22 protein-coding genes are annotated in these 22,045 nt (G+C 72.1%); 16 read left to right on the top strand and 6 right to left on the bottom strand.

The features are described from left to right. Nucleotides 1–56 precede the first annotated feature (56 nt). The 8 genes from ACWEVP_RS22050 (at nucleotide 57) to ACWEVP_RS22015 (ending at nucleotide 9,428) form a co-directional block, all read left to right on the top strand. Nucleotides 57–1,280, top strand: coding sequence for a glycoside hydrolase family 18 protein (locus tag ACWEVP_RS22050; protein WP_452064437.1), 1,224 nt, complete (start codon nucleotides 57–59; stop codon nucleotides 1,278–1,280). Between the two features lie 54 nt (nucleotides 1,281–1,334). Then, the gene (locus tag ACWEVP_RS22045) at nucleotides 1,335–2,000 is read left to right on the top strand and encodes a DUF2461 domain-containing protein (protein ID WP_452064436.1); all 666 of its coding nucleotides are present in this window, start codon (nucleotides 1,335–1,337) and stop codon (nucleotides 1,998–2,000) included. A gap of 117 nt (nucleotides 2,001–2,117) precedes the next feature. After that, on the top strand, nucleotides 2,118–3,542 hold the full coding sequence (pyk, locus tag ACWEVP_RS22040; RefSeq protein WP_452064435.1) for a pyruvate kinase: 1,425 nt from the start codon (nucleotides 2,118–2,120) through the stop codon (nucleotides 3,540–3,542). Nucleotides 3,543–3,578: 36 nt separating this feature from the next. After that, nucleotides 3,579–4,475 (top strand): acyl-CoA thioesterase II, encoded by an 897-nt coding sequence (gene tesB, locus ACWEVP_RS22035; RefSeq protein WP_372668434.1) that lies wholly within the window; start codon nucleotides 3,579–3,581, stop codon nucleotides 4,473–4,475. A gap of 380 nt (nucleotides 4,476–4,855) precedes the next feature. Continuing rightward, entirely contained in the window at nucleotides 4,856–5,758 is a 903-nt protein-coding gene (locus tag ACWEVP_RS22030) for a helix-turn-helix domain-containing protein (RefSeq protein WP_086678774.1), read from the top strand. Between the two features lie 12 nt (nucleotides 5,759–5,770). Next, nucleotides 5,771–5,974: a DUF397 domain-containing protein gene (locus tag ACWEVP_RS22025; RefSeq protein ID WP_452064434.1), complete on the top strand. Its 204-nt coding sequence runs from the start codon at nucleotides 5,771–5,773 to the stop codon at nucleotides 5,972–5,974. A 158-nt stretch (nucleotides 5,975–6,132) separates the two neighbouring features. Continuing rightward, nucleotides 6,133–6,342 (top strand): hypothetical protein, encoded by a 210-nt coding sequence (locus ACWEVP_RS22020; RefSeq protein WP_452064433.1) that lies wholly within the window; start codon nucleotides 6,133–6,135, stop codon nucleotides 6,340–6,342. A gap of 62 nt (nucleotides 6,343–6,404) precedes the next feature. Next, nucleotides 6,405–9,428 carry a helix-turn-helix transcriptional regulator gene (locus tag ACWEVP_RS22015; protein ID WP_452064432.1) on the top strand — a complete coding sequence of 1,008 codons (3,024 nt, stop codon included), beginning with the start codon at nucleotides 6,405–6,407 and terminating at the stop codon, nucleotides 9,426–9,428. A gap of 6 nt (nucleotides 9,429–9,434) precedes the next feature. Here the strand turns inward: ACWEVP_RS22015 and ACWEVP_RS22010 are convergent, their stop codons facing one another. The 3 genes from ACWEVP_RS22010 to ACWEVP_RS22000 form a co-directional block, all read right to left on the bottom strand. Next, entirely contained in the window at nucleotides 9,435–11,045 is a 1,611-nt protein-coding gene (locus tag ACWEVP_RS22010; protein ID WP_452064431.1) for a succinic semialdehyde dehydrogenase, read from the bottom strand. A gap of 112 nt (nucleotides 11,046–11,157) precedes the next feature. Then, nucleotides 11,158–12,156 carry a hypothetical protein gene (locus tag ACWEVP_RS22005; RefSeq protein WP_452064430.1) on the bottom strand — a complete coding sequence of 333 codons (999 nt, stop codon included), beginning with the start codon at nucleotides 12,154–12,156 and terminating at the stop codon, nucleotides 11,158–11,160. 84 nt (nucleotides 12,157–12,240) lie between these two features. After that, nucleotides 12,241–12,858 (bottom strand): TetR/AcrR family transcriptional regulator, encoded by a 618-nt coding sequence (locus ACWEVP_RS22000; protein WP_452064429.1) that lies wholly within the window; start codon nucleotides 12,856–12,858, stop codon nucleotides 12,241–12,243. A 94-nt stretch (nucleotides 12,859–12,952) separates the two neighbouring features. On the opposite strand from ACWEVP_RS22000, the gene ACWEVP_RS21995 reads away from it, so the two are divergent. Continuing rightward, nucleotides 12,953–14,104 carry an acyl-CoA dehydrogenase family protein gene (locus ACWEVP_RS21995; protein ID WP_452064428.1) on the top strand — a complete coding sequence of 384 codons (1,152 nt, stop codon included), beginning with the start codon at nucleotides 12,953–12,955 and terminating at the stop codon, nucleotides 14,102–14,104. 11 nt (nucleotides 14,105–14,115) lie between these two features. After that, nucleotides 14,116–15,252: a CaiB/BaiF CoA transferase family protein gene (locus ACWEVP_RS21990; protein WP_452064427.1), complete on the top strand. Its 1,137-nt coding sequence runs from the start codon at nucleotides 14,116–14,118 to the stop codon at nucleotides 15,250–15,252. On the opposite strand, the gene ACWEVP_RS21985 is transcribed toward ACWEVP_RS21990, so the two are convergent. Both ACWEVP_RS21985 and ACWEVP_RS21980 read right to left on the bottom strand, forming a co-directional pair. Beyond that, on the bottom strand, nucleotides 15,249–15,779 hold the full coding sequence (locus ACWEVP_RS21985) for a GNAT family N-acetyltransferase (RefSeq protein WP_452064426.1): 531 nt from the start codon (nucleotides 15,777–15,779) through the stop codon (nucleotides 15,249–15,251). The two genes, ACWEVP_RS21990 and ACWEVP_RS21985, sit on opposite strands and share 4 nt — an antisense overlap. 329 nt (nucleotides 15,780–16,108) lie before the next feature. Beyond that, a complete protein-coding gene (locus ACWEVP_RS21980) occupies nucleotides 16,109–16,882 on the bottom strand; it encodes a crotonase/enoyl-CoA hydratase family protein (RefSeq protein WP_452064425.1) in 774 nt (257 codons plus the stop codon). 104 nt (nucleotides 16,883–16,986) lie between these two features. Here ACWEVP_RS21980 and ACWEVP_RS21975 point away from each other — a divergent pair, with 104 nt between their 5' ends. From ACWEVP_RS21975 to ACWEVP_RS21955, 5 genes are all read left to right on the top strand, one after another. Beyond that, complete coding sequence (locus tag ACWEVP_RS21975) at nucleotides 16,987–17,154, top strand: hypothetical protein (RefSeq protein ID WP_452064424.1); 168 nt, start codon at nucleotides 16,987–16,989, stop codon at nucleotides 17,152–17,154. A gap of 359 nt (nucleotides 17,155–17,513) precedes the next feature. Beyond that, nucleotides 17,514–17,996 carry a helix-turn-helix transcriptional regulator gene (locus tag ACWEVP_RS21970; protein ID WP_364445927.1) on the top strand — a complete coding sequence of 161 codons (483 nt, stop codon included), beginning with the start codon at nucleotides 17,514–17,516 and terminating at the stop codon, nucleotides 17,994–17,996. 121 nt (nucleotides 17,997–18,117) lie between these two features. Beyond that, nucleotides 18,118–19,026, top strand: coding sequence for a lytic transglycosylase domain-containing protein (locus tag ACWEVP_RS21965; protein ID WP_452064423.1), 909 nt, complete (start codon nucleotides 18,118–18,120; stop codon nucleotides 19,024–19,026). Nucleotides 19,027–19,162: 136 nt separating this feature from the next. Then, the gene (locus ACWEVP_RS21960; RefSeq protein WP_452064422.1) at nucleotides 19,163–19,561 is read left to right on the top strand and encodes a hypothetical protein; all 399 of its coding nucleotides are present in this window, start codon (nucleotides 19,163–19,165) and stop codon (nucleotides 19,559–19,561) included. Between the two features lie 39 nt (nucleotides 19,562–19,600). Continuing rightward, complete coding sequence (locus ACWEVP_RS21955; RefSeq protein WP_452064421.1) at nucleotides 19,601–19,945, top strand: DUF3817 domain-containing protein; 345 nt, start codon at nucleotides 19,601–19,603, stop codon at nucleotides 19,943–19,945. On the opposite strand, the gene ACWEVP_RS21950 is transcribed toward ACWEVP_RS21955, so the two are convergent. Next, entirely contained in the window at nucleotides 19,923–21,347 is a 1,425-nt protein-coding gene (locus ACWEVP_RS21950) for an MFS transporter (protein WP_452064420.1), read from the bottom strand. The two genes, ACWEVP_RS21955 and ACWEVP_RS21950, sit on opposite strands and share 23 nt — an antisense overlap. Before the next feature lie 133 nt (nucleotides 21,348–21,480). On the opposite strand from ACWEVP_RS21950, the gene ACWEVP_RS21945 reads away from it, so the two are divergent. Then, nucleotides 21,481–22,035, top strand: coding sequence for a TetR/AcrR family transcriptional regulator (locus tag ACWEVP_RS21945; RefSeq protein WP_452064419.1), 555 nt, complete (start codon nucleotides 21,481–21,483; stop codon nucleotides 22,033–22,035). Nucleotides 22,036–22,045: the final 10 nt, after the last annotated feature.

The following is a 22,045-nucleotide window of genomic DNA, read 5'->3' as shown; positions in this document are numbered from 1 at the left end:
GTGGTCCTCACCACTCCGGCAACGTCGCCGTGAGTAATTCTCCGGAGGGAGAACACATGTCCCGTTTCCGCAGGAAGAGCTTCTCGGCGCTGCTGACCGTGGCGGCCGCCGCGGGCCTCGTCGCGGGTGCCGCGACCGTCCCCGCGGCCGGTGCCGCCACGGCCGCCACCGAAGCGTCCGTCGGCAAGGTGGTCGGCTACTTCACCGAGTGGGGCGTCTACGACCGCAACTACCACGTCAAGAACATCGAAACCTCCGGTTCGGCGAGCAAGCTGACCCACATCAACTACGCCTTCGGCAACGTGACGAACGGCGGCTGCGCGATCGGCGACGCCTACGCCGACTACCAGAAGACCTACGACGCCGCGGGCAGCGTCGACGGCGTCGCCGACACCTGGGACCAGCCCCTCGCCGGCAGCTTCAACCAGCTCAAGAAGCTCAAGGCGAAGCACCCCGGGCTCAAGGTGATCTGGTCGTTCGGCGGCTGGACCTGGTCCGGCGGCTTCGGCCAGGCCGCGCAGAACCCCGCCGCCTTCGCGGACTCCTGCTACAACCTCGTCAACGACCCGCGCTGGGCGGGTGTCTTCGACGGCATCGACATCGACTGGGAGTACCCCAACGCGTGCGGCCTCTCCTGTGACACCAGCGGTGCCGCGGCCTACAAGAACCTGATGGGCGCGCTGCGCGCCAAGTTCGGCTCGCAGCTGGTCACCTCGGCGATCACCGCCGACGGCACCGACGGCGGCAAGATCGACGCCGCCGACTACGCCGGCGCCGCGCAGTACGTCGACTGGTACAACGTGATGACCTACGACTACTTCGGCGCCTGGGCCGCGCAGGGCCCGACGGCCCCGCACTCGCCGCTGACGTCCTACGACGGCATCCCGACCGCGGGCTTCCACTCCGACGCGGCGATCCAGAAGCTCAAGGGCAAGGGCGTCCCGGCGGGCAAGCTGCTGCTGGGTATCGGGTTCTACGGCCGTGGCTGGACCGGGGTCACGCAGGACGCCCCCGGCGGCACCGCGACCGGCCCCGCGCCCGGCAAGTACGAGCAGGGCATCGAGGACTACAAGGTGCTCAAGTCCTCGTGCCCGTCGACCGGCACGGTCGCCGGTACCGCGTACGCCAAGTGCGGCGGCAACTGGTGGAGCTACGACACCCCCTCGACCATCGCCGGCAAGGTCTCCTACGCCCAGCAGCAGGGGCTCGGCGGCGCGATGTTCTGGGAGCTGTCCGGTGACACCACCGACGGCGAGCTGATCTCGGCCGTCGCCCGGTAGCGCGCACGGGGGCACCGGCGAAACCCGTCGGTGCCCCCGTTTACTGTCGCGGGCGTGAAGTTCAGCGGATTCGGCGAGTACGCCGTCGACTTCTACGACGGCCTCGTGGAGGACAACTCGAAGCCCTACTGGGACGACCACGTCGAGACCTACAAGTCCGACGTCCGCGCCCCGATGGAGGCGCTGCTCGCCGAGCTCGCCCCGGAGTTCTCCGACGGCTTCGGCGAGCCCAAGGTGTTCCGCCCCTACCGCGACGTCCGGTTCGCCAAGGACAAGACGCCGTACAAGACCCACTGCGGCGCGGTGATCGAGCAGGGCCGCGGCGGCGGTGCCTACTACGTCGAGGTCGGTCCCGAGGGGCTGCGCGTCGGCGGCGGCTGCTTCCACCTGGCGTCCGACCAGATCGCGCGGTTCCGCAAGGCCGTCGACACCGATCTGCACGGCGAAGCGCTCGAGAAGATCCTCAAGAAGCTCGAGAAGGCGGGCTGGGAGATCCGCGGCGACCGGCTGAAGTCGAAGCCCCGCGGGTTCGACGCCGACCACCCCCGCCTCGACCTGCTGCGCTACCGCTCGGTGTACGCGGTCCGCGGGTGGGAGCCGGACGACGTCCTGCACGAGCGGGGTGCGCTCGAGCGGGTGAAGAAGGCGTGGCGGCAGGTGCGCGAGTTCAACGAATGGGCCCGCGACCGCGTCGGGCCGAGTGAGCTGCCCCGCCGCTAGACCCCAGGGGGCAACTCAGGGGACCACCCCTGGACGAGGCCGGTTTCTGAACAGTTTTTCTGAACTTTTCGGGATCGGTACAGACGAACGCGCGAAGAGGGACTACGCTGTGCGAACGTGAGCCGACGCGCGAAGATCGTTTGTACCATGGGCCCCGCCACCGCCACGCCGGAGAAGATGCGGGCCCTCGTCGACGCTGGCATGGACGTGGCCAGGATGAACTTCAGCCACGGCAGCCACAGCGACCACAAGGAGGTCTACGACCTCATCCGGGCCGCGGCCGCCGAGAGCGGGCGGGCGGTCGGCGTCCTCGCCGACCTGCAGGGTCCGAAGATCCGCCTGGGCACCTTCGCCGGCGGGCCGGTCGAGTGGCACAACGGCGACGTCGTCCGGATCACCGTCGAGGACGTCGCCGGCACCCACGACCGCGTCTCGACCACCTACAAGGGACTGGCGAAGGACGCCAAGCCCGGCGACCGCCTGCTCGTCGACGACGGCAAGGTCGGCCTGGTGGTCAAGGGCGTCGAGGGCCCGGACGTGGTCTGCGAGGTGACCGAGGGCGGTCCCGTCAGCAACAACAAGGGCGTCTCGCTGCCCGGCATGGACGTCTCCGTGCCCGCCCTCTCCGACAAGGACATCGAAGACCTCGAGTTCGCCCTCGAGCTGGGCGTGGACTTCGTCGCCCTGTCCTTCGTCCGCTCGCCGGCGGACATCGACCTGGTCCACCAGGTGATGGACCGCGTCGGCAAGGGGCGGCTGCCGGTCGTCGCCAAGATCGAGAAGCCCGAAGCCGTCTACAACCTCGAAGCCATCGTGCTGGCCTTCGACGCGGTGATGGTCGCTCGCGGCGACCTCGGCGTCGAGCTGCCGCTGGAGCAGGTCCCGCTGGTGCAGAAGCGCGCCATCCAGATCTGCCGGGAGAACGCGAAGCCGGTCATCGTCGCGACGCAGATGCTCGAGTCGATGATCAACAACTCCCGGCCGACCCGCGCCGAGGCCTCCGACGTCGCGAACGCGGTCCTCGACGGCACCGACGCGGTCATGCTCTCCGGTGAGACCAGTGTCGGCCGGTACCCGATCGAGACCGTGCAGACCATGGCCCGGATCGTCGAGGCGGTCGAGACCGACTCGCCGATCGTGCCGCCGCTGACGCACGTCCCGCGCACCAAGCGCGGCGTGATCTCCTACGCCGCCCGCGACATCGGCGAGCGGCTCAACGCCAAGGCGCTGGTCGCCTTCACACAGTCCGGCGACACCGTGCGCCGCCTGGCGCGGCTGCACACGCGGCTGCCGCTGCTGGCGTTCACGCCGGAAGACTGCGTGCGCAGCCAGCTGTCGATGACGTGGGGCACCAACACCCACATCGTGCCGCGCGTGGAGTCCACCGACCAGATGATCCAGCAGGTCGACCACGCCATGCTCGACATGGGCAAGTACCAGAAGGGCGACCTGGTCGTCATCGTCGCCGGCTCCCCGCCGGGCACCGTGGGCTCGACCAACCTGATCCACGTGCACCGCCTCGGTGAAGACGACCACGCATAAGGGACGTCCCGCCATCGCAGCACATAAGGTCTGGCCATGACTGAAATGGCCAGGACGGCCGCCACCGAACTGGAGATCCCGGGTGGCGGCCAGCCGGTGCTCGACCGCCTGATCGCGCTGCTGGACCTCGAGAAGATCGAGGAGAACATCTTCCGCGGCGTCTCGCCCGCCCACTCGCCGGTGCGGGTGTTCGGCGGCCAGGTCGCCGGCCAGGCGCTGGTCGCGGCCGGGCGGACGGTCCCCGAGGAACGCCGGGTCCACTCGCTGCACGCGTACTTCATCCGCGGCGGCGACCCCAGCGTGCCGATCATCTACGAGGTCGACCGCATCCGGGACGGCCGGTCGTTCACCACCCGCCGGGTCGTCGCGATCCAGCACGGGAAGGCGATCTTCTCGCTCTCGGCGTCGTTCCAGAAGGACGAGCCGGGCATCGAGCACGCCGAGACCATGCCCGAGGGCGTGCCCGCGCCCGAGACGCTGCCGACGCTGATGGAACGCGCCGAGGGCTACGCGATCGGCGCCCACAGCCGGCCGCGGCCGATCGACCTGCGCTACGTCAACGAGCCGCCGTGGGTCACCCGCGAGACCGGGGAGCTGCCCGCGCGCAACCAGGTCTGGATGCGCGCCGACGGGAAGCTGCCCGACCAGCAGCTGCTGCACGTCTGCGTGCTGACCTACGCCTCGGACATGACGCTGCTGGACTCGGTGCTCGCCCGCCACGGCGTCTACTGGGACACCGACAAGGTGCTCGGCGCGAGCCTCGACCACGCGCTCTGGTTCCACCGGCCCTTCCGCGCCGACGAGTGGTTCCTCTACGACAGCGTCTCGCCGACGGCTTCGGGCGCGCGGGGCCTAGCCACCGGCCGGTTCTTCGCCGAGGACGGCACGCTCATCGCGACGGTCGTCCAAGAAGGACTCCTGCGCGTCCTCTGACGCCGGTCGGGAAATCACCCTTACGGGCGACAAATGGGCGGAATAATCATTCTGCCAATAGGGCGTCGAGGCCGGGGAAGAGGTCCGGGACCGATCGGGGGACGGCCCCGGGCCTCTTCCGCCGATGATCGCGCGGCGTACCGCCCGGTCATCGTCTACGCTGATCACAGGCTCGGCGCGGGGCTGGGGGAGAAGCCCGCCGCGCCCTGGCCGCGTCCTGGCGTCGCGCAGGGTGCGAGCATACAGAAGCATTTTGCAAATTGCAGAAGCGGCGCGGGACCGGGTCGGGTAATCGGTACCGTGCGATTACTCGACCGTTCATGTTGGATACTGGCAGCGAGCGTTCGGCTACGACGCCGACGACATCCCGGAGGTGCGCCATGGCAAGGGGACAGAGCCCCACGGTTCGCCGCCGGAGGCTCGCGGGCGAGCTGCGCCGGCTGCGCGAAGCCGCGGACCTGACGATCGACGAAGTCGGCGAAAAGCTCGAGTGCTCCGCTTCGAAGATCAGCCGCATCGAGACCGGGCACGTCGGGGTCACCCCCCGCGACGCCCGCGACATGCTGGCCCTCTACGGGATCACCGGCGACGAGCAGGAGGCGCTCGTCCAGCTGGCCAGGGAGGCCCGCAAGCGCGGTTGGTGGCACGCCTACAACGAGGTCTTCACCGGGACGTTCGTCGGGCTCGAGGCCGACGCCAGCTCGCTGCGCGCGTTCCAGGCGCTGCTGGTGCCCGGGCTGCTGCAGACCGAGCGCTACGCCCGCGCGGTGATCCGGGCGCTGCGGCCCGACGCCGAAGACGCCGAGATCCGCCGCCGCGTCGCCGCCCGGATGGCCCGCCAGGAGCTGCTCTCCGACACACCGCCGCCGGAGTACTGGGCGGTGATGGACGAAGCCGTGCTGCGCCGGGTCGTCGACGGTCCCGAGGTGATGGCCGAGCAGCTCTACCGCATGGTCGCGGTCGCCGAGAAGCCGAACGTGACCATCCAGGTCGTGCCGTTCGGGGCCGGCGCGCACCCCGGCATGGAAGGCCCCTTCCTGATCATGGGGTTCCCCGAGCAGGCCGACCCGGACGTCGTCTACGTCGACGACAGCACGTCCAGCGGCCTCTACCTGGAGGAACCCACAGACGTCCGGCGCTACGGGCTGATGTTCGACCATCTGCGCGCGGCCGCACTGAAGCCGGACGACTCGGTGGACCTGATCGCCGAGGCAGCCGGACGGTTCGCCGAACAGGCGGCCGTGCCGGCTCCGGTGCACCAACTGGAACCGAGGACACAGTAAGGAGTGGGGACGATGGAAGACGGATTCTCCGGGGCCCGGTGGCGCAAGAGCAGCCACAGCGGCGGCGGGAACGACTGCGTCGAGGTCGCGTTCGTCGACGGTGGTGCCGCGCTGCGCGACTCGAAGGACCCCGAAGGTGGTGCGTTCCGCCTGCCCGCGTCGGGTTGGCGGGGGCTGCTGGCCGCGGTGCGGTCCGGCGGCCCGGCGCACGACTGAGGCGCTTGGAAGACCCCTTACCCCCGCCGAGCTGGGCTCGACCGGGAGTAAGGGGTCTTTTCACGCGCAGGGCTGCGTGATCACCCGATGCCTGAGGCACCCCCTCAGGACGAACCTGAGTACTACCAAACCGGTGAACTCAGGGACAGGGGAACACAATGCACAGCGATCTGCTTCTGGACGCGGTCCGAGCCGAAGCCGCCTACCGGGCCGAGGAACTGCGGAAGGCCGGGCGCAGCGCCTGGGCGGCCCGCGCCCGTCGCGCCGCCCGGCACTTCAGGGCCACGAGGACGGATGTCGAGGTACCGGCGCAGCAGCGCCGCGAAGTCTCGCGGGAGACCGCGGGCGTCGGCGAGACCGCCCGGTAAGGGGCGGCGAGATGGTGTCCAAGGCGATAAGCGGTCGGAAACTGTCGGTGGGGTGAGACAGAATGCTCCTCGTGCCCCGACTCGGCTCCGGAATCCCGCTCGTCGCCCGTACCCACGAGATGCGGCGGCTCCGCGCCGCCTTCGCCCGTGCTGAACGCGGCGAGGCCGGCGCGGTGCTGCTCTCGGGGGACGCCGGGGTCGGCAAGACCCGGCTGCTGACCGCGCTCGCCGAGCACGTCGAGGCGTGTGGTGGGCTGGTGCTCACCGGCCGCTGCATCGACGTCCGCGAGGGTGGTCTTCCTTATCTTCCGTTCGCCGAAGCGCTCGCCCCGCTGGGCAGCGCGGCGGACCCGGCGGTGGCCGCCGCGGTGCGGCTCCGGCCCGCGCTCGGGCGGCTCCTGCCGCAGGGCCAGGGCGTGGAAGAACCGCGCCCGGCCGAACACCCGCCGATGACCTCGAACGACCGGGAGACGATGGTGCGTCCCCGGCCCGAGCAGGATCTCGGTCAGCTGCAGCTGTTCGACGCGGTACTGGGGGTGCTGACCGAGATCGCGGAGGCGCGCCCGGTGGTGATCCTGCTGGAGGATCTCCACTGGGCCGACGCCTCGACCCGGAACCTGCTGTCCTTCCTGCTCAGCAGGTTGCGGGCGCAGCGGCTGCTGATCGTGGGCAGCTACCGCGAGGAGGACGTGCACCGGCGGCACCCGCTGCGCGGCCTGCTGTCGGAGCTGGTCCGGCTCGCCACCGTCGAGCGCGTCGACCTGCAGCCCTTCGGCGCGGCCGACGCCCGCAAGTTCGTCCAGGCGCTGGCCGACGAGCCGTTGCCGACGGACGTCGTGGCCGACATCGTCACCCGCTCCCAGGGCAACCCGTTCTTCGCCGAAGAGCTGCTCGCCACGAAGACCGAGTGCAACGACCTGCCCGCCGGGCTCGCCGAGGTGCTGCTGTCCCGGCTCGAGCGGCTTTCGCCGGACGTCCGCCGCGTGGTCCGCGTGCTCTCGGTGGCCACCGAGCCGGTGATGCACGCCGCGCTCGCCGCGGTCTGCGGGCTGGGGGAGCTCGAACTCGACGAAGCGCTGCGCGAGGCCGTCCAGCACCACGTGCTGGTGGTGCTTTCGGACGGTTCCTACATCTTCCGGCACGCGCTGCTCCAGGAAGCGGTGTACGGCGACCTGCTGCCCGGGGAGCGGTCGCGCACCCACGCGGGGTACGCGGCGCGGATCAAGGCGCGCCCGCAGGGCCGCGGGCACGACGCGAAGCTGGCCTACCACTCGATGCAGAGCAGCGACCTGGTCACCGCGCTGCCGGCGCTGCTGCGCGCGATGGACGAGGCCGAGAAGCTCGGCGCGCCCGGGTCGGCGCTGCAGCACGTCGAGCAGGCACTGTCCATTTGGGACGCCGTACCGGAGGCGGACCGGCCGGAGGGCTTCGACGAGCTGCGGCTGCTGCACGAGGCGTCCTACTTCGCGGGCACGTCCGGCGAGCCCGAGCGGGCGGCGGCGTTCGCGCGCTCGGCCACCCAGGCGCTGACCCCGGACACCTCGGCCGATCGCGCCGCGAAGACGTGGCGGCGGCTGGCGGAGGCGCTGCTGGCGTTGGAAGGCACCCTCGACGAGGCGGTCGCGGCGATTGACCGGGCGTGGGACCTGGTGAAGGACACCGAGCCGAGCGGGACGCGCGCGTGGGTGCTGGCCAGCCGGGCCGGGTTCCTCCGGATCCTCGAACAGCCGGAGGCGGCGCTGGACAGCGCGCGCGCCGCGGTCGCCGACGCGCAGGCGGTCGGGGCGGCGGGTGCGGAGGCGTCGGCGCTGGTCACGCTGGGCACGCTGGCCGACTCGCGGGGCGACGCCGCCGAGGCCCGCGAGTGGCTGCGCAAGGCCGAGCGGAAGGCCCGCGACGCCGGGGCGCCGAACACCGAGATCCGCGCGACCTACTTCCTCGCGTTGAGCTACCACGACCAGGCCGAGTTCGCCGAGGCGCTGGAGCATTCCGCGCGCGGCGTCGCGCGGGCGGAAGAAGCCGGGCTGAGCTGGAGCACCTTCGGGCTCGAACTGCGGGCGGGGCAGCTGGTCCTGCGGTACGTCATGGGCGAGTGGCCGGACGAGAGCGCCGGCCGGGCCGGGCGCGGGGTCTCCAGCGCGGTCGCCGCGCGGATCCAGGCCATCTGGGCGCAGTTCGTCGTGGCCCGCGGCCGGTTCGACGACGCCGCGAAGCTGATCGCCGGGCTGCGGCAGCACTGGATCGCGGACATGCAGATCCCGCTGTCGGCCGGCGGCGCCGGGATCGAACTGGCCTACTGGCGCGGCGAACACGCCGAGGCGGTGCGCCAGGCCGAGGACGTCATCGGCTGGCTGGAACGGATCGAGCCCGGCCTGCTCGCGGGCATCCGGATGGCCGCGCTCGGGGTGTCCGCCGCGGCCGCGCAGGCCGCCGGCGCCCGGGTCCGCGGCGACCAGGCCGCGGCCGGCGCCGCCGTGGCGGCGGGCGAGCGGCTGCTGGCGCACGGCCGGATGTGCTCGGTCGTCGGGCAGCCGCGGTCCGGGACGCTCGGGCCGGAGGGCCGGGCCTGGCTGGCCCGGCTGGAGGCGGCGGCGTCCTGCCTGGCCGGCCGGGGTGACGCGGCGAAGTGGACGGCGGCGGTGGAGGCGTTCGGCTACGGCGCGGTCTACGAGCAGGCCGTCTGCCGCTGGCACGAGGCGGAAGCGCTGCTGGCGGCGGACGGCGACGCGGGCCCGGCGCTCGAAGCGGCCCACGCGGTGGCGGTCCGCCTCGGCGCGATCCCGCTGCGCGACGCCGTCCGCGACCTGGCCCACCGTGCCCGCGTCGAGCTGGCCGGCGCCGAACCGCCGGCGCCGGCGCGCACGGTGGCGGACCCGCTGACCGACCGCGAACGCGACGTCCTCGAGCGGGTGGCGCTCGGGCGCACGAACCGGCAGGTCGGCGAGGAGCTGTACATCAGTGAAAAGACGGTCAGCGTGCACCTGTCCCGCGTGATGGCGAAACTCGGCGCGAGCCGCCGCGCGGAGGCGGTGGCGATCGCGTACGACCGCGGGCTCCTCACGGCGCCCACGGCCGAACACGCCTGAGGGCCGTCAGCGGGGGAGGCGGCGCAGTGCCCGGAGGCCGAAGGTCATGCCGCGCGACCACAGCGAACCCGGAACCCGCTTCGGCGGCCGCAGCGCCGGCCCGCGCTGCAGCGCGATCGACTGGGACTCGGTGTACTTCAGCAGGCCTTCGGCGCCGTTGCGGCGGCCGACGCCCGAGTCCTTCATGCCGCCCATCGGCACGCCCACGCTGCCGAACGTCGCCGCGTAGCCCTCGTTGACGTTGACCGTCCCGGCCTTCAGGCGCGCCGCGACCTCCCAGCCCGCGCGGCCGTTGCGCGACCAGACGCTGGCGTTGAGCCCGAACGGCGTGTCGTTGGCGCGGTCGATGGCGTCGGTGACGTCGGTGTAGCCGTAGATCGAGACGACCGGCCCGAACGTCTCCTCCGCGAACGGCGCCATGTCCGGCGTGACGCCGGAAAGCACCGTCGGCTCGTAGAACAGCGGCCCGAGGTCCGGCCGGGCGCGGCCGCCGGTGAGCACCGACGCGCCCTTCGCGCGGGCGTCCTCGACGTGCGCGGACACCGCCGCGAGCTGCTCTTCCGAGGTCAGCGACCCCATCTGGGCGTGGTAGTCCAGCGCGCCGCCGAGCTTCAGCGCCGCGGTCCGCGCCACGAACGCGCGGGTGAACTCGTCGCGGATGTCCTCGTGGACGTAGATCCGCTCGACCGACACGCACAGCTGGCCCGCCGAGGAGAAGCACGCGGTCACCGCACCGGTGGCGGCCTTCGCGATGTCGGCGTCGGGCAGCACGATCATCGGGTTCTTGCCACCGAGCTCCAGCGAGTACGACGTCAGCCGCTTCGCCACCTGCCCGGCCAGCTCCTTGCCGGTCGGCGTGGACCCGGTGAAGCACAGGTAGTCCGATTCCTCGACCAGGGCCGTGCCGATCTTCGAGCCGCGGCCGAGCACGATCTGCCACGTGCCGGCCGGCAGCCCGGCCTCCTCGGCCAGTTCGTGCAGCCACAACGCCGAGAGCGCGGTCTGGTTGTCCGGCTTCTGCACCACCGCGTTGCCCGCGGCGAGCGCCGGGAGGACGTCCATCGCGGTGAGGGCGAGCGGGTAGTTCCACGGCGAGATGACGCCGACGACGCCCTTGGGGTGGCGGAGCTCGCCGGCGCGGGTCAGGCCCGGGATGACGCCGGCGACCCGGCGCGGGGCGAGGATCTTCGCCGCGTGCTTGCCGTAGTAGGCCGCGACCAGCGCCGTCGCGCTGACTTCGTCGAACGCGTCGAGCCGCGCCTTGCCCGCCTCGACCTGGACCAGGTCGAGGACCTCGTCCTGGCGGGCGAGCACGAGGTCGTGCAGCCGGGTGAGGACGCGGGCGCGGTCGGCGGGGGAGTGCTCCGCCCAGGCCCGCTGGGCGGTGCGGGCCTGGCCGAACACCGCGCGGACGTCGGCGTCGGTGGCCTGGGGCAGCGTCGCGATCGGCTGGCCGGTGAAGGGCGCGCGCATGCGGATCGGCGCCGAGTCGGCGCCCCCGGCCACGCGGGCGACGAGCTGGGCCGCCCGTGCCGAATCGGGCGCCCCGGCGACGCCGCCGACGGTCGGCGGCAGCGGGGTGTCTTCGAGCGCGTTCGCGGGGGTCGTGCTGGTCATGACGTCTCCGTTCCGCGGCGTCCGGAGGTCCGGGCGCGACGCCGCGCAGGGGTTACCGACGAGTACACCATACCGTCGGTACGTCAGATGTCCAGCCTGATATGAATATCTTTCACGTATTGGGTGGGTTGAGCGGCGGGAGCTGGTAGTTCGGCTCGGTCGGGTCCTGCTTCGGCGGCGGGTGCGCCTGCGTCGCCCCGCCGTAGGGGTCTTCGAGCCGAGCCGACAGCCCGCCGGCCTGCGGGAGCTCTCCCGACTGGGCCGGCACGGGGTGCGAAGGCGGGCCGCTCTGGGCGGGGAAGGGCTGCGACGGCGGGCCTTGTGCCGGGAACGGCTGCGACGGCGGCGCGCCGGGGTACGGCTGCTGCGCCGGGTACGGGGGCTGCGCGCCGGGGTACGGCTGCTGCGCGAACTGCTGCGGCGGCACCGGGTACGGCCTCGACTGCTGCTGGTAGGGCCCGCCGTACGGTCCCGGTCCCGGCGGCGGTCCGGCCGGTGCGGCGGCGGGCGCCTGCCGTCCCGCCAGCGCCGCGAGCACCAGCGTCACGGCGGCCAGCGCGCCACCGCCGAGCAGGATCCAGAAGCCGAGGCCGGTCGAGTAGACCGATCGGAGCGTGTCGTCGGTCGACTCGTAGCTCAACGTCGCCGAGACGTCCATGCCGAGCATCCACACCGCCGCGGCCACCCCCGCGCCGCCCGCCACCAGCGCCGTCCGGGCACCCGAACGCACCCCGGTGCCCGCCGAGCGCCGCGCCCCCGCGATCGCCAGGCCGGCCCCGGCCAGCAGCACCAGCGCGCCGGCCGAGAGCGGGATCCCGTACCGCGCGACGTGGGTGTTCTCGTAGAACTTCTTGGCCTCGTCGCCGGGTTCGACGGCGAACGAGCGCGTCCAGGCGCTGATCGTCTGGCTGCTTTCGGTCTTGCCGTTCACGACCTGCTCGAACTTGGTCTGCGGCAGGAACGACCCGGCCAGCACGACGACCGCGGCGATCGCCCCGACGATCGCGGCGACGAGCCGCAGGCGGGCGCCGGGGTCGGCGGGCGGCCGTGGTGGCTGCGGTGGCCGGCCTTGGGGAGGGCCGTAGGGGTTCTGGTACGGCGTGGCGGTCATGGAAGCTCCCCTCTATCGGGGGGATTGGACCACGAATCCGCCGGGCGGATAAGGGGCATTCCAGCCCTTGCGGTGCCCCGTTGGTCAGCTTGGCGCAGTGGCTGCGTCCTGGTAGAGCAGGACCGCGATCCGCTTCCACTCTTCCAGCAGCTGCCGCCGTCGGTTCGGGTCGCCGCCGAGCTCGGCGTCCAGCGCCAGCCCGCGGGTCAGGTTCACGGTGAGCCAGAACAGCATCTCCGCGCGTTCGGGCGGCAGCTCGCCGGCGACCTGGGTGACGTGCTCGAGCGTGGCGCGGCCGAGCGCGCGGTCGACCGGGCGGATGGCCGCCCGCAGCTCGGGGTCGGTGCGGGCGGCCACCCACAGCTCGGTGACCGCGGTGGAGAGCGTGCCCGAGTAGCCGGTCCAGAGCAGGTCGATCGCCGCGGCGACCCCGCTGCCGCCGCCGGGCAGCTCGTCCAGCGAGGTCGCGAGCTGCCGCCGCAGCTTCGTCGTCAGGTGCTCGACGGCGGCCGCCATCAGCTCGGCCTTCGCGGTGAAGTGGTGCTGCACCGCGCCCTTCGACACGCCCGCCCTGGCGCAGATCTCCTGCACCGAGGTGCGGGCGTACCCGACGTCCACCAGGCAGTCGATGGTCGCGTCGAGCAGCGCCGTGCGGGTCTGTTCGCGTCGCTGCGCCTGGGTCCGGTGTGCCGTCTCGGTCACCGCGGCCTCCCTGCTTTACCTACAGGCCGGTACGGATGTACATTCCGCAGAGAACTTACATGCTGATCGTCATGTTTTCCAGCAGGAGGGTCCCGTGCCGCTGCAACTCCCGAAGAGCTCCTGGATGACCACCGAGCTCGAAGACCTCCGCGAGCTGTCGCGGTCGTTCCTGCAGAAGGAGGCCGTGCCGCACCAGGAGCGCTGGGCGGCCGAGAAGAAGGTCGACCGCGAGTTCTGGACCAAGGCCGGCGAGGTCGGGCTGCTCTGCCTGTCCATCCCCGAGGAGTACGGCGGGGGCGGCGGCACGTTCGCCCACGAGACCGTGCTCTACGAAGAGCAGGCCCGCGCCGGCGACAGCGCGTGGGGTGTGACCGTCCACAACGGAATCGTCGCGCACTACCTGCTCGCCTACGCCTCGGAAGAGAAGAAGCGCGAGTGGCTGCCGAAGCTGGCCACCGGCGAGATGGTCGGCGCGATCGCGATGACCGAACCCGGCACCGGCTCCGACCTCCAGGGCATCAAGACGCGCGCGGTCCGCGACGGCGACCACTACGTCATCAACGGCGCCAAAACGTTCATCACCAACGGGTTCCACGCCGATCTGGTCGTCGTCGCGGTGAAGACCGACCCGGACGCGGGCGCGCAGGGCGTCTCGCTGATCGTGGTCGAGACGGACACGCCGGGCTTCCGCCGCGGCCGCGTCCTCGACAAGGTCGGCCTCAAGGGACAGGACACCGCCGAGCTGTTCTTCGACGACGTCCGCGTGCCCGCCGCCAACCTGCTCGGCGACGCCGAGGGACAGGGCTTCTTCCAGCTGATGCTGCAGCTGCCGCAGGAACGGCTGATCATCGCCGTCACCGCGGTGGCCGGGCTGGAGGCCGCGGTCGACCTCACGCTCGAGTACACCAAGGAGCGCACGGCGTTCGGCCGGCCGCTCTTCGGCTTCCAGAACACCAAGTTCACCCTCGCCGAGGCCGCCACCGAGGCCGCGGTGTCGCGCGCGTTCCTCGACCAGTGCATCGAACGGCACCTGCGCGGTGAACTCGACGTCCAGGGCGCGGCGATGGCGAAGCTGTGGACGACCGAGCGCGTCAACAAGGTGATCGACGACTGCGTGCAGCTCTTCGGCGGCTACGGCTACATGACCGAATACCCGATCGCGCGCGCCTGGGCCGACGTCCGGATCTCCCGGATCTTCGGCGGCACCAGCGAGATCATGAAGGAAATCATCTCCCGCTCGCTCTGAAAGGACCCGACATGAAGGCAGGTCCGCTCAGCGGCCTGAAGGTGGTGGAGCTCGCCGGTCTCGCACCGGGGCCCTTCGCCGCGATGATCCTCGGTGACCTCGGCGCCGACGTCGTCCGCGTCGACCGCGCGACGCCGGGGGAGGACGTGCTCGGCATCCCGACCGACCCGCTCGCCCGCGGTCGCCGCTCGGTCGGCATCAACACCAAGACGCCCGAAGGCGTCGAACTGGTGCTGAAGCTGTGCGAGACCGCCGACGTCCTCATCGAGCCCTTCCGCCCCGGCGTCGCCGAACGGATCGGCCTCGGGCCGGACGTCGTGCACGCCCGCAACCCGCGGCTGGTCTACGGCCGGATGACGGGCTGGGGCCAGGACGGCCCGCTGGCGAAGGCGGCCGGGCACGACATCAACTACATCGGCATCGCCGGTGCGCTCGAGCCGATCGGGCGCGCGGGCGAACGGCCGGTGCCGCCGCTCAACCTCGTCGGCGACTTCGGCGGCGGCGGACTGCTGCTGGCGATGGGCATCCTGGCCGCGCTGTACGAGCGGAACTCCTCCGGCCGCGGTCAGGTCGTCGACGCGTCGATGGTCGACGGCGCCGCGCTGCTCACCACGAGCCTGCACGGCATGGCCGCCGCCGGGCTCTGGGGCGGCGAGCGCGGCGACAACATGCTCGACGGCGGAGCCCCGTTCTACGACACCTACGAGACCGCGGACGGCAAGTACGTCGCCGTCGGCGCGATCGAGATGCGGTTCTGGGGCGACCTGGTGAAGGTCCTCGAACTGGACCCGGAGTCGCTGCCCCTGCACGTGGACAAGACGCAGTGGCCCCGGCTGCGGGAGATCCTCGCGGCGGCGATCGGCAAGTACACGCGCGACGACCTCGTGGCGCGCGCGTCGGGGACGGACGCGTGCCTGACGCCGGTGCTGGCGCCGGGCGAAGCGGCGTCGCACCCGCACAACGCGGCGCGCGGGACGTTCGTCGAGATCGGCGGGATGGTCCAGCCGGCCCCGGCGCCGCGGTTCGACCGCACCCCGCCGTCGACCCCGGAAGCCCCGCACGTCAAGGGATCCGACACCGAAGCGGTGCTCGCGGAGCTGGGCGTCACGGACTTCGGGGCACTGCGGTCGGCGGGCGCGATCGCCTAGTTCTTCGCCAGGTCGGAGCGCACGACCGAGTAGATGACGTGGTCGCGCCACTCGCCGTCGCGGAAGTCGTAGCCGCGGAGGACGCCTTCGCGGGTGAACCCGGCTTTCTCGAGCGAGCGCTGTTCGGCGCGGTTGCCGACCTCGGTCGTCGCTTCGACCCGGTTGAGCTGGGTGTGGGCGAAGAGGTACTCGACGAGCAGGCGCTGGGCCTGGGTGCCGTAGCCGTGGCCGCGCGCTTCCGGCGCGAGGACGAGTCCGGCGTTCCAGCAGTAGGACGCCGGCCCGCTCCGGCTGCGGTGCCAGGAGACGAGCCCGAGGACGCGGCCGCCGAGCGTCGGCACGAGCATGCCGGTCTCGGCGGTGAGCATGCCGGTCTCCAGCCACCGGCGGCGCAGGTAGCCGGGGTCGTGCCAGCCGAACCACTGGTGCTCCCCGGCACCGGCGGGATCGTTCGTCAGACGTTCCAGGAGGTCGAGATCGCCTTCGGCCACGGGCCGGAGCACGACTCTGTCGACATCGTCGTCCATCGGGCGACCTTATCGGCCGCTTGACCGGAACCGGGCGGACGGCGCGCGATCCAGCCGGTCCGGTGAACCGGGGTTGCGGACAGTGGCCGGCGTTGCCGTGGTCGGGCCTTGTCGCTGGGGTGCGGTGGTGGGGGCGTGGGGCGAGGGTGCCCGGTGGTGGCTGGGCCTTATCGCTGGGGTGCGGTGGTGCGGCCAGGGCGCGAGCCGAAGGTGCCCCTGTGGCGGTTGGGCCTTGCCGCTGGGGTGCAGTGGTGCGGCCAGGGCGCGAGCCGAAGGTGCCCGGGGCTGCCAGTCCTTGCCGCGCGGCTGGAAGGCGCTCCACCCCCGCGTCAGCCGAAGCTGCCGTGCCGGCCCTCGCCGCCCGCGAAGCGGGCCGCGCCGTCCACCGCTTCGGCCGCCAGTACCCCCGCGCCCATCGCCGCGCCGAACTCCGCCGTCACCGCGTCCTCTTCGGACTTGCCCCACTGCTCCAGCGCCGAGGACCGGTCACCCCGCAGGCACGCCTGCGGGAACGCCGCGAGCTGCCGCGCCAGCTCCTGCGCCGCCGGGACCGCCTCGCCCGCCGGCACCAGCCGGTTGGCCAAGCCGATCGAGAACGCCTCCTCCGCCTCGACCGCCCGGCCCGTCAGGATCAGGTCCATCGCCCGCGACTGGCCGATCAGCCGCGGCAGCCGCACCGTCCCGCCGTCGATCAGCGGCACGCCCCAGCGGCGGCAGAACACCCCGAACACCGCCGTCGCGTCCGCGACCCGCAGGTCGCACCACAGCGCCAGCTCCAGCCCGCCCGCCACGGCGTGCCCGTGCACCGCCGCGATCACCGGCTTGGACAGCCGCATCCGGGTCGGGCCCATCGGGCCGTCCCCGTCCGGGTGAGTGCGGTTCATCCGGTCGGTGCCGATCGCCTTGAGATCCGCGCCCGCGCAGAACGCGCCACCCGATCCGGTGAGGACCGCGACCGCGGCTTCCGGGTCCGCGTCGAACTCGCGGAACGCCTCCGCCAGCTCGGCCGCGGTCGGACCGTCGACGGCGTTGCGGGCGGCCGGGCGGTCGATGGTGACCGTCGTCACCTTGCCGTCGCGCTCGACCAGCACGTTGCGCGTCATCGCCGCTCCTCGGGGGTTGATCGGGGTGTCTTCCGGGCACGCCTTCCCTAGAGTATTGGCGTGGCCACTCCCAGGACGGGCGCGGCGAGCCGGGGAGGAAGCCGATGTCGAGCGGCATGAAGAAAGTTCTCATCGTGGGCGTCGTCGCGCTCGTGCTCTTCTTCCTGATCACCCAGCCCAACCAGTCGGCCGACTTCGTGCACCGCGTCCTCGGCTGGCTGAAGGACGGCGCCGAAGCCATCGTCACGTTCTTCCGGCAGCTGTTCTCCTGACCCGCGCGCACCGCTCACCGGCACCGCGAACGCGGCGCCGGCCGTCACCCTGAGTGTTAGCGGACGGTAAATCACTGAGCGTCACGAATCTCGGATTTCGGACTCCGGCACTCGACCATCCGGGTGGATTGCGGCCGAAAACGCGCAGGTCGGCGAATTCGTGCCTGCCGGGGTCTGGCGAAGGAGACCACCCCGGCCCTACGGTGCTCACATTGCGTGATCGGGTGGTTCGCCCTCCCCCCGGAGACCCCCGGTACGCAGGCAGTTTCCACTCAGCAAGGTGCAGGTTGGTGCGTGCGGCACCACCGCGTGGGACAGGCGTCAGGGCCTGTCCGTCGGGGACCTACAAGGAGGCAGGGATGACCGGAGATCCCGGAGTGGACGCGCTGATCCGGCAGTGGGCAGCCGAGCGCGAGCAGACCCCCGAAGAGCAGGAGGTCGACCGCATCGCGTCCGCGTGGCTGGCCGACGCGCCGGCGCAGGCCCCGGGCATCCCCGGCCAGCGAGCCCGGACCGGGCAGTCGCGGTTCGTCCCCGTGGAGTCCGCCGACCCCGGCTACCTCGCCGCGATGCGCAGCAGGCTGCCGGACGTGCCCGAAGAGCTCCTCACCGCCGCCGCGGGCTGGTGGCAGATGGTCGGCGGCGTCGCCGAGGCCGAGGAGTGGTGGGACGCCGGCATCAGCCCGCTCGACCAGCGGGCCCTCGACTACCGGGCGGCCGGGCTGGCGCCGTCGGACCTGAGCCGCCGGCTCGGGCCGATGACCGTCCTGCAGCACCTGCGCCGCGGCAGCGCCCCGGCCTGGTGCGTCGCGCGGCTCGCGCGGCAGCAGAAGTCCGCCTGACGAGACGCATCACACGGCCGGGTGAACCGGCGCGGTGAGACGATGGCGACGGCCCGCGTAACGCTAACCTGCGCGGGCTCGTTGACCGTTCGTCGACACCACGCTGGAGGACCGGAGTTTCGTGCGCACGAGTAGCGGAAAGACCGAGGACGACCCGATCGACGGATCCGTCGAGGAAGCCGCCCCCGCCGCGCCGGCGCCGCGCTCGCAGAGCGTCGCAGTGCTCACCCGGCTGACCGTGGTCCTCGCCGTGCTGGCCGTCGCCGGCGGCGGGGTCTGGCTCGTGACCCGCGCGTCGACGCCGGAGGCGAGCCCCCTCACCACCGAAATCCCCGCCCTCCAGGTCAAGGCGGCCGACGTCAAGCCGGGGTCGGTCGCGCCGGCCGGCGGCGCGGTCGCGGGCGGGGCCGAGCAGCAGACCTCTCCCCAGCAGGCCCGCAGCACCGGCCCGGCGACGCTCTCGCAGTGGGCGAGCCAGGTCGCGGCGGCGTCCGGGGTGCCGGCGCGCGCGTTGCAGGCGTACGGCAACGCGGAGCTGGCGATGCGCGCGGACCAGCCGAAGTGCAAGATCTCGTGGGCGACGCTGGCCGGCATCGGCCGCATCGAGTCCAACCACGGCCAGTACGCGGGTGCGGTCCTCGGCGCGGACGGCCGTCCGTCGAAGCCGATCGTCGGCGTCCCGCTCGACGGGTCGGCGGGCGTCCAGGCGATCGGCGACACCGACGGCGGCCGCTACGACGGCGACGCGGGCGTGGACCGCGCGGTCGGCCCAATGCAGTTCATCCCGGGCACGTGGCGCAAGTGGGCGTCGGACGGCAACGGTGACGGTCTCGGCGACCCCCAGCAGATCGACGACGCCGCCCTGGCGGCGGCGCGGTACCTGTGCGCGGGCGGGCGGGACATGGCGAGCCCGTCGGGCTGGTGGGCCGGGATCCTCTCCTACAACAACTCGACGGAGTACGCGCAGAAGGTGTTCGGGCTCGCGGACGGGTACGCGAAGGCGGCCCAGTCGATCCACAGGCAAGGCTGAATGTGGACAACTCGCCCCCGCAGGCTCGCTGAGAGCGGCACCGTCGGTGGCCGCCGATAGACTGGACCTGGGGACGCCCCCCGAGGACAGGGCGGGGGCCGGGCTTCTCTCAGCCGGCCAGTGCTACTTTCGAACCGTGCCAGCTTCCCCGCCACCGGCCGCGTCCCCCTGGGGGCGGCGGATCGCGATCATCGCGACCTGCCTGGTCAGCCTGCTCGTCTGCTGCGGGCTCGCCTGGTGGCAGTGGGACCGCTTCACCTCCGCGAACGGCACCTTCCAGAACCTCGGCTACGTCCTGCAGTGGCCGCTGTTCGGGCTGTTCCCCGCCTTCATGTTCTGGCGGATCCGCAAGCTCCGGCTGAAGGCCGAAGCCGACGGCACCGCGGACGAGAAGCCGAAGCCGGCCCCCGTCGCCGAGGTGCCCGCTCCCCGTCCCCGTCCGGACACCCGGGTCGCGGACGAGGACGAAGAGCTGGCCGCGTACAACCGGTACCTACGCGAGCTGAACGCCCGCGACCAGCAGGCCGCCGAGTAAGGCCGCACAGTTGTCAGGCAGCACAGTGAGGACGACCCGATGACCACCAGCACCGAAGGTGCCGCGCAGACCGCGGCGCCGCTCGCCGGCCCCCTGGTCCGGTTCCGCACCGCCGCCTACGTCACCGGTGTCGGCCTGCTCGGCCTGTGCTTCGTGATGGTGCTGCGGTACGGCTTCGACAACCCGACGCCGTCCGCGGTGTACTCGCCGATCCACGGCGTCCTCTACATGATCTACCTGGTGCTGACCATCGACCTCGCGATCAAGGCCCGCTGGTCGATCAAGGGCACCGTGCTGGTGCTGCTGGCCGGCTGCGTCCCGTTCGTCTCGTTCCTCGTCGAGCGCCGGGTGACGCACAAGGTCAAGGCCGGGCAGAAGCTGTAGCCCGCCGGAAGGTCAGCGCCACCAGGAACGTGCACGCGGCGAACACCGCGGCCGTGGCGAACGCGGCCGTCATGCCGTCGACCGTGAGCTGAGCCCCCGTCGTGCCCGCCGAGCGGGTCGCCGCGCCGAACACCGTGATCAGCACCCCGAGCCCGAGCGTGCTGCCGACCTGCTGCATCGTCTGCAGCACGCCGCCCGCCGCGCCCGCGTCCTCGCTGGGCACGGTGGCCATGACGATCACGTTGAGCGGCGCGAACGCCAGCCCGCCGCCGAGACCCATCAGCAGCAGCGGTCCGAGCAACGCCGGGAAGTACGCGCTTTCGGTGGTGAGCATCGCCAGCCAGCCGACCCCGGCCAGCATCAGCAGGGACCCCGTGACGGAGAGGGGCTTCGGGCCGTACCGGGGAAGCAGCCGCGGCACGAGCCTGCTCATCGTGAAGATCAGCGCCGCCATCGGCAGGAACGCGAACCCCGTGGCCAGCGCGGCGTAGTGCCGGATGTCCTGCATGAACTGGGTGAGGAAGAAGAACATCGACATCATCGCCATCGGCCCGAGGAAGAAGTTGACGTAGGCCGCGCTGCGGTTGCGGTCGGCGAACAGCCGCAACGGGACCAGCGGCATCGCCGTGCGGGCCTCGATGGCGACGAAGCCGGCCAGCAGCACGAGGCCGGCGGCGAGCGAGCCGAGCGTCACCGCGTTGCCCCAGCCGTCGGAGGCCGCGTGGGTGAAGGCGAACACGAGCGAGCCGACGCCGAGCGTGCCGGTGACCGCGCCGGGCAGGTCGAGGTGCGCTCGCCGGCGTTCGGGTTCCGGCACGAACCGCGGCGCCAGCAGCACGATCGCCAGGCCGAACGGCACGTTGATGAACAGCGCGGCGCGCCATGAGATCCACTCGGTGAGCAGGCCGCCGACGATCAGGCCGATGGCGAAGCCGCCGCTGGACATCGCGGAGAACAGGGACAGGGCGCGGACGCGGGCCTTGGCCTCGGTGAACGTCGTCGTGACCAGCGCCAGGGTGCTCGGGCCCGCCATCGCGGCGCCGACGCCCTGCAGGACGCGGGCGGCGATGAGCAGCGCGGCCGAGCCGGCGAGGCCGCCGGCCAGCGACGCGACGGTGAACAGGGCGGTGCCCGCGACGAACATCCGGCGCCGCCCGAAGAGGTCGCCCGCCCGGCCGCCGAGCAGCAGCAGGCCACCGAAGACCAGGCTGTAGGCCGTCATCACCCAGGACAGGCCGGTGGGGGTGAACCCCAGGTCGGCCTGGATGCGCGGGAGCGCGACGTTCATCACGGTCGCGTCGAGGATGAGCATGAGCTGGCAGGTCAGGATGATGGCCAGGACCAGCCCGCCGCGGCGGGCCGGGACAGGCTCGACCGCACGGTGGATCGTTTGCTGCGACAAGGGATACTCCCCCACGGAGTACGAGAGAAGCGGAGATGTTCTCCGCTTGCGTGTGATCCGATAATATGGAGAGCGTCTCCGGACGCGCAAGTGAATTCGGAGAATCTCTCCGGTTGAGGGCGAGGAGGCCGGGATGCCGGGCACGGAGCGGCCGATGCGCGCGGACGCGCGGCGCAACTACGAACGCATCGTCGAGACGGCGAAGGACCTGTTCACCGCGCAGGGGGCCGACGTGCCGCTGGACGACGTCGCGAAGAAGGCGGGCGTCGGCGCGGGCACCCTGTACCGGCACTTCCCGACGCGGGAGAAGCTGTTCGAGGCGGTCTACCGCGACGAGATCGAGGTGCTCGCCGACCGCGCGTACGTGCTGCACGACGAACTGCCGCCGTGGGAGGCCCTCGAGGCCTGGCTGGGGGAGCAGGTGAGGTGGGTCGTGGAGCGGCACAAGCTCGCCACGATCCTCAAGGAGTCGATCGACTCGGGCTCGGAGACCTTCCAGTACTGCCAGGTCCGGTTGCGCGAGGCGGTCGGGGTGCTGGTCGACGCGGCCGCCGGGCTGATCCGGCCCGACGTCGCGGGGCCCGACGTGCTGCGGCTGGGGCACGGCGCCGGGATGGCCGCGCGCAACTGCAGCCCGGAGGACGGCAAGCGGGTGCTGGACGTGATCCTGGACGGCCTGCGCGCGTGACGCAGGCCGT

The organism is Amycolatopsis sp. NPDC003865 (genome assembly GCF_053605345.1).
The sequence above is the reverse complement of the archived record's forward strand: the minus strand, read 5'-3'. Positions and strand labels throughout refer to the sequence as shown.

Excerpts from the sequence above, each read along its gene's own strand:
- ACWEVP_RS22050 (WP_452064437.1), top strand. The coding sequence starts at position 57 with ATGTCCCGTTTCCGCAGGAAGAGCTTCTCGGCGCTGCTGACCGTGGCG.
- tesB (WP_372668434.1), top strand. The coding sequence starts at position 3,579 with ATGACTGAAATGGCCAGGACGGCCGCCACCGAACTGGAGATCCCGGGT.
- ACWEVP_RS22030 (WP_086678774.1), top strand. The coding sequence starts at position 4,856 with ATGGCAAGGGGACAGAGCCCCACGGTTCGCCGCCGGAGGCTCGCGGGC.
- ACWEVP_RS22025 (WP_452064434.1), top strand. The coding sequence starts at position 5,771 with ATGGAAGACGGATTCTCCGGGGCCCGGTGGCGCAAGAGCAGCCACAGC.
- ACWEVP_RS22020 (WP_452064433.1), top strand. The coding sequence starts at position 6,133 with ATGCACAGCGATCTGCTTCTGGACGCGGTCCGAGCCGAAGCCGCCTAC.
- ACWEVP_RS22015 (WP_452064432.1), top strand. The coding sequence starts at position 6,405 with ATGCTCCTCGTGCCCCGACTCGGCTCCGGAATCCCGCTCGTCGCCCGT.
- ACWEVP_RS22010 (WP_452064431.1), bottom strand. The coding sequence starts at position 11,045 with ATGACCAGCACGACCCCCGCGAACGCGCTCGAAGACACCCCGCTGCCG.
- ACWEVP_RS22005 (WP_452064430.1), bottom strand. The coding sequence starts at position 12,156 with ATGACCGCCACGCCGTACCAGAACCCCTACGGCCCTCCCCAAGGCCGG.
- ACWEVP_RS21990 (WP_452064427.1), top strand. The coding sequence starts at position 14,116 with ATGAAGGCAGGTCCGCTCAGCGGCCTGAAGGTGGTGGAGCTCGCCGGT.
- ACWEVP_RS21985 (WP_452064426.1), bottom strand. The coding sequence starts at position 15,779 with ATGGACGACGATGTCGACAGAGTCGTGCTCCGGCCCGTGGCCGAAGGC.
- ACWEVP_RS21980 (WP_452064425.1), bottom strand. The coding sequence starts at position 16,882 with ATGACGCGCAACGTGCTGGTCGAGCGCGACGGCAAGGTGACGACGGTC.
- ACWEVP_RS21975 (WP_452064424.1), top strand. The coding sequence starts at position 16,987 with ATGTCGAGCGGCATGAAGAAAGTTCTCATCGTGGGCGTCGTCGCGCTC.
- ACWEVP_RS21970 (WP_364445927.1), top strand. The coding sequence starts at position 17,514 with ATGACCGGAGATCCCGGAGTGGACGCGCTGATCCGGCAGTGGGCAGCC.
- ACWEVP_RS21955 (WP_452064421.1), top strand. The coding sequence starts at position 19,601 with ATGACCACCAGCACCGAAGGTGCCGCGCAGACCGCGGCGCCGCTCGCC.
- ACWEVP_RS21945 (WP_452064419.1), top strand. The coding sequence starts at position 21,481 with ATGCCGGGCACGGAGCGGCCGATGCGCGCGGACGCGCGGCGCAACTAC.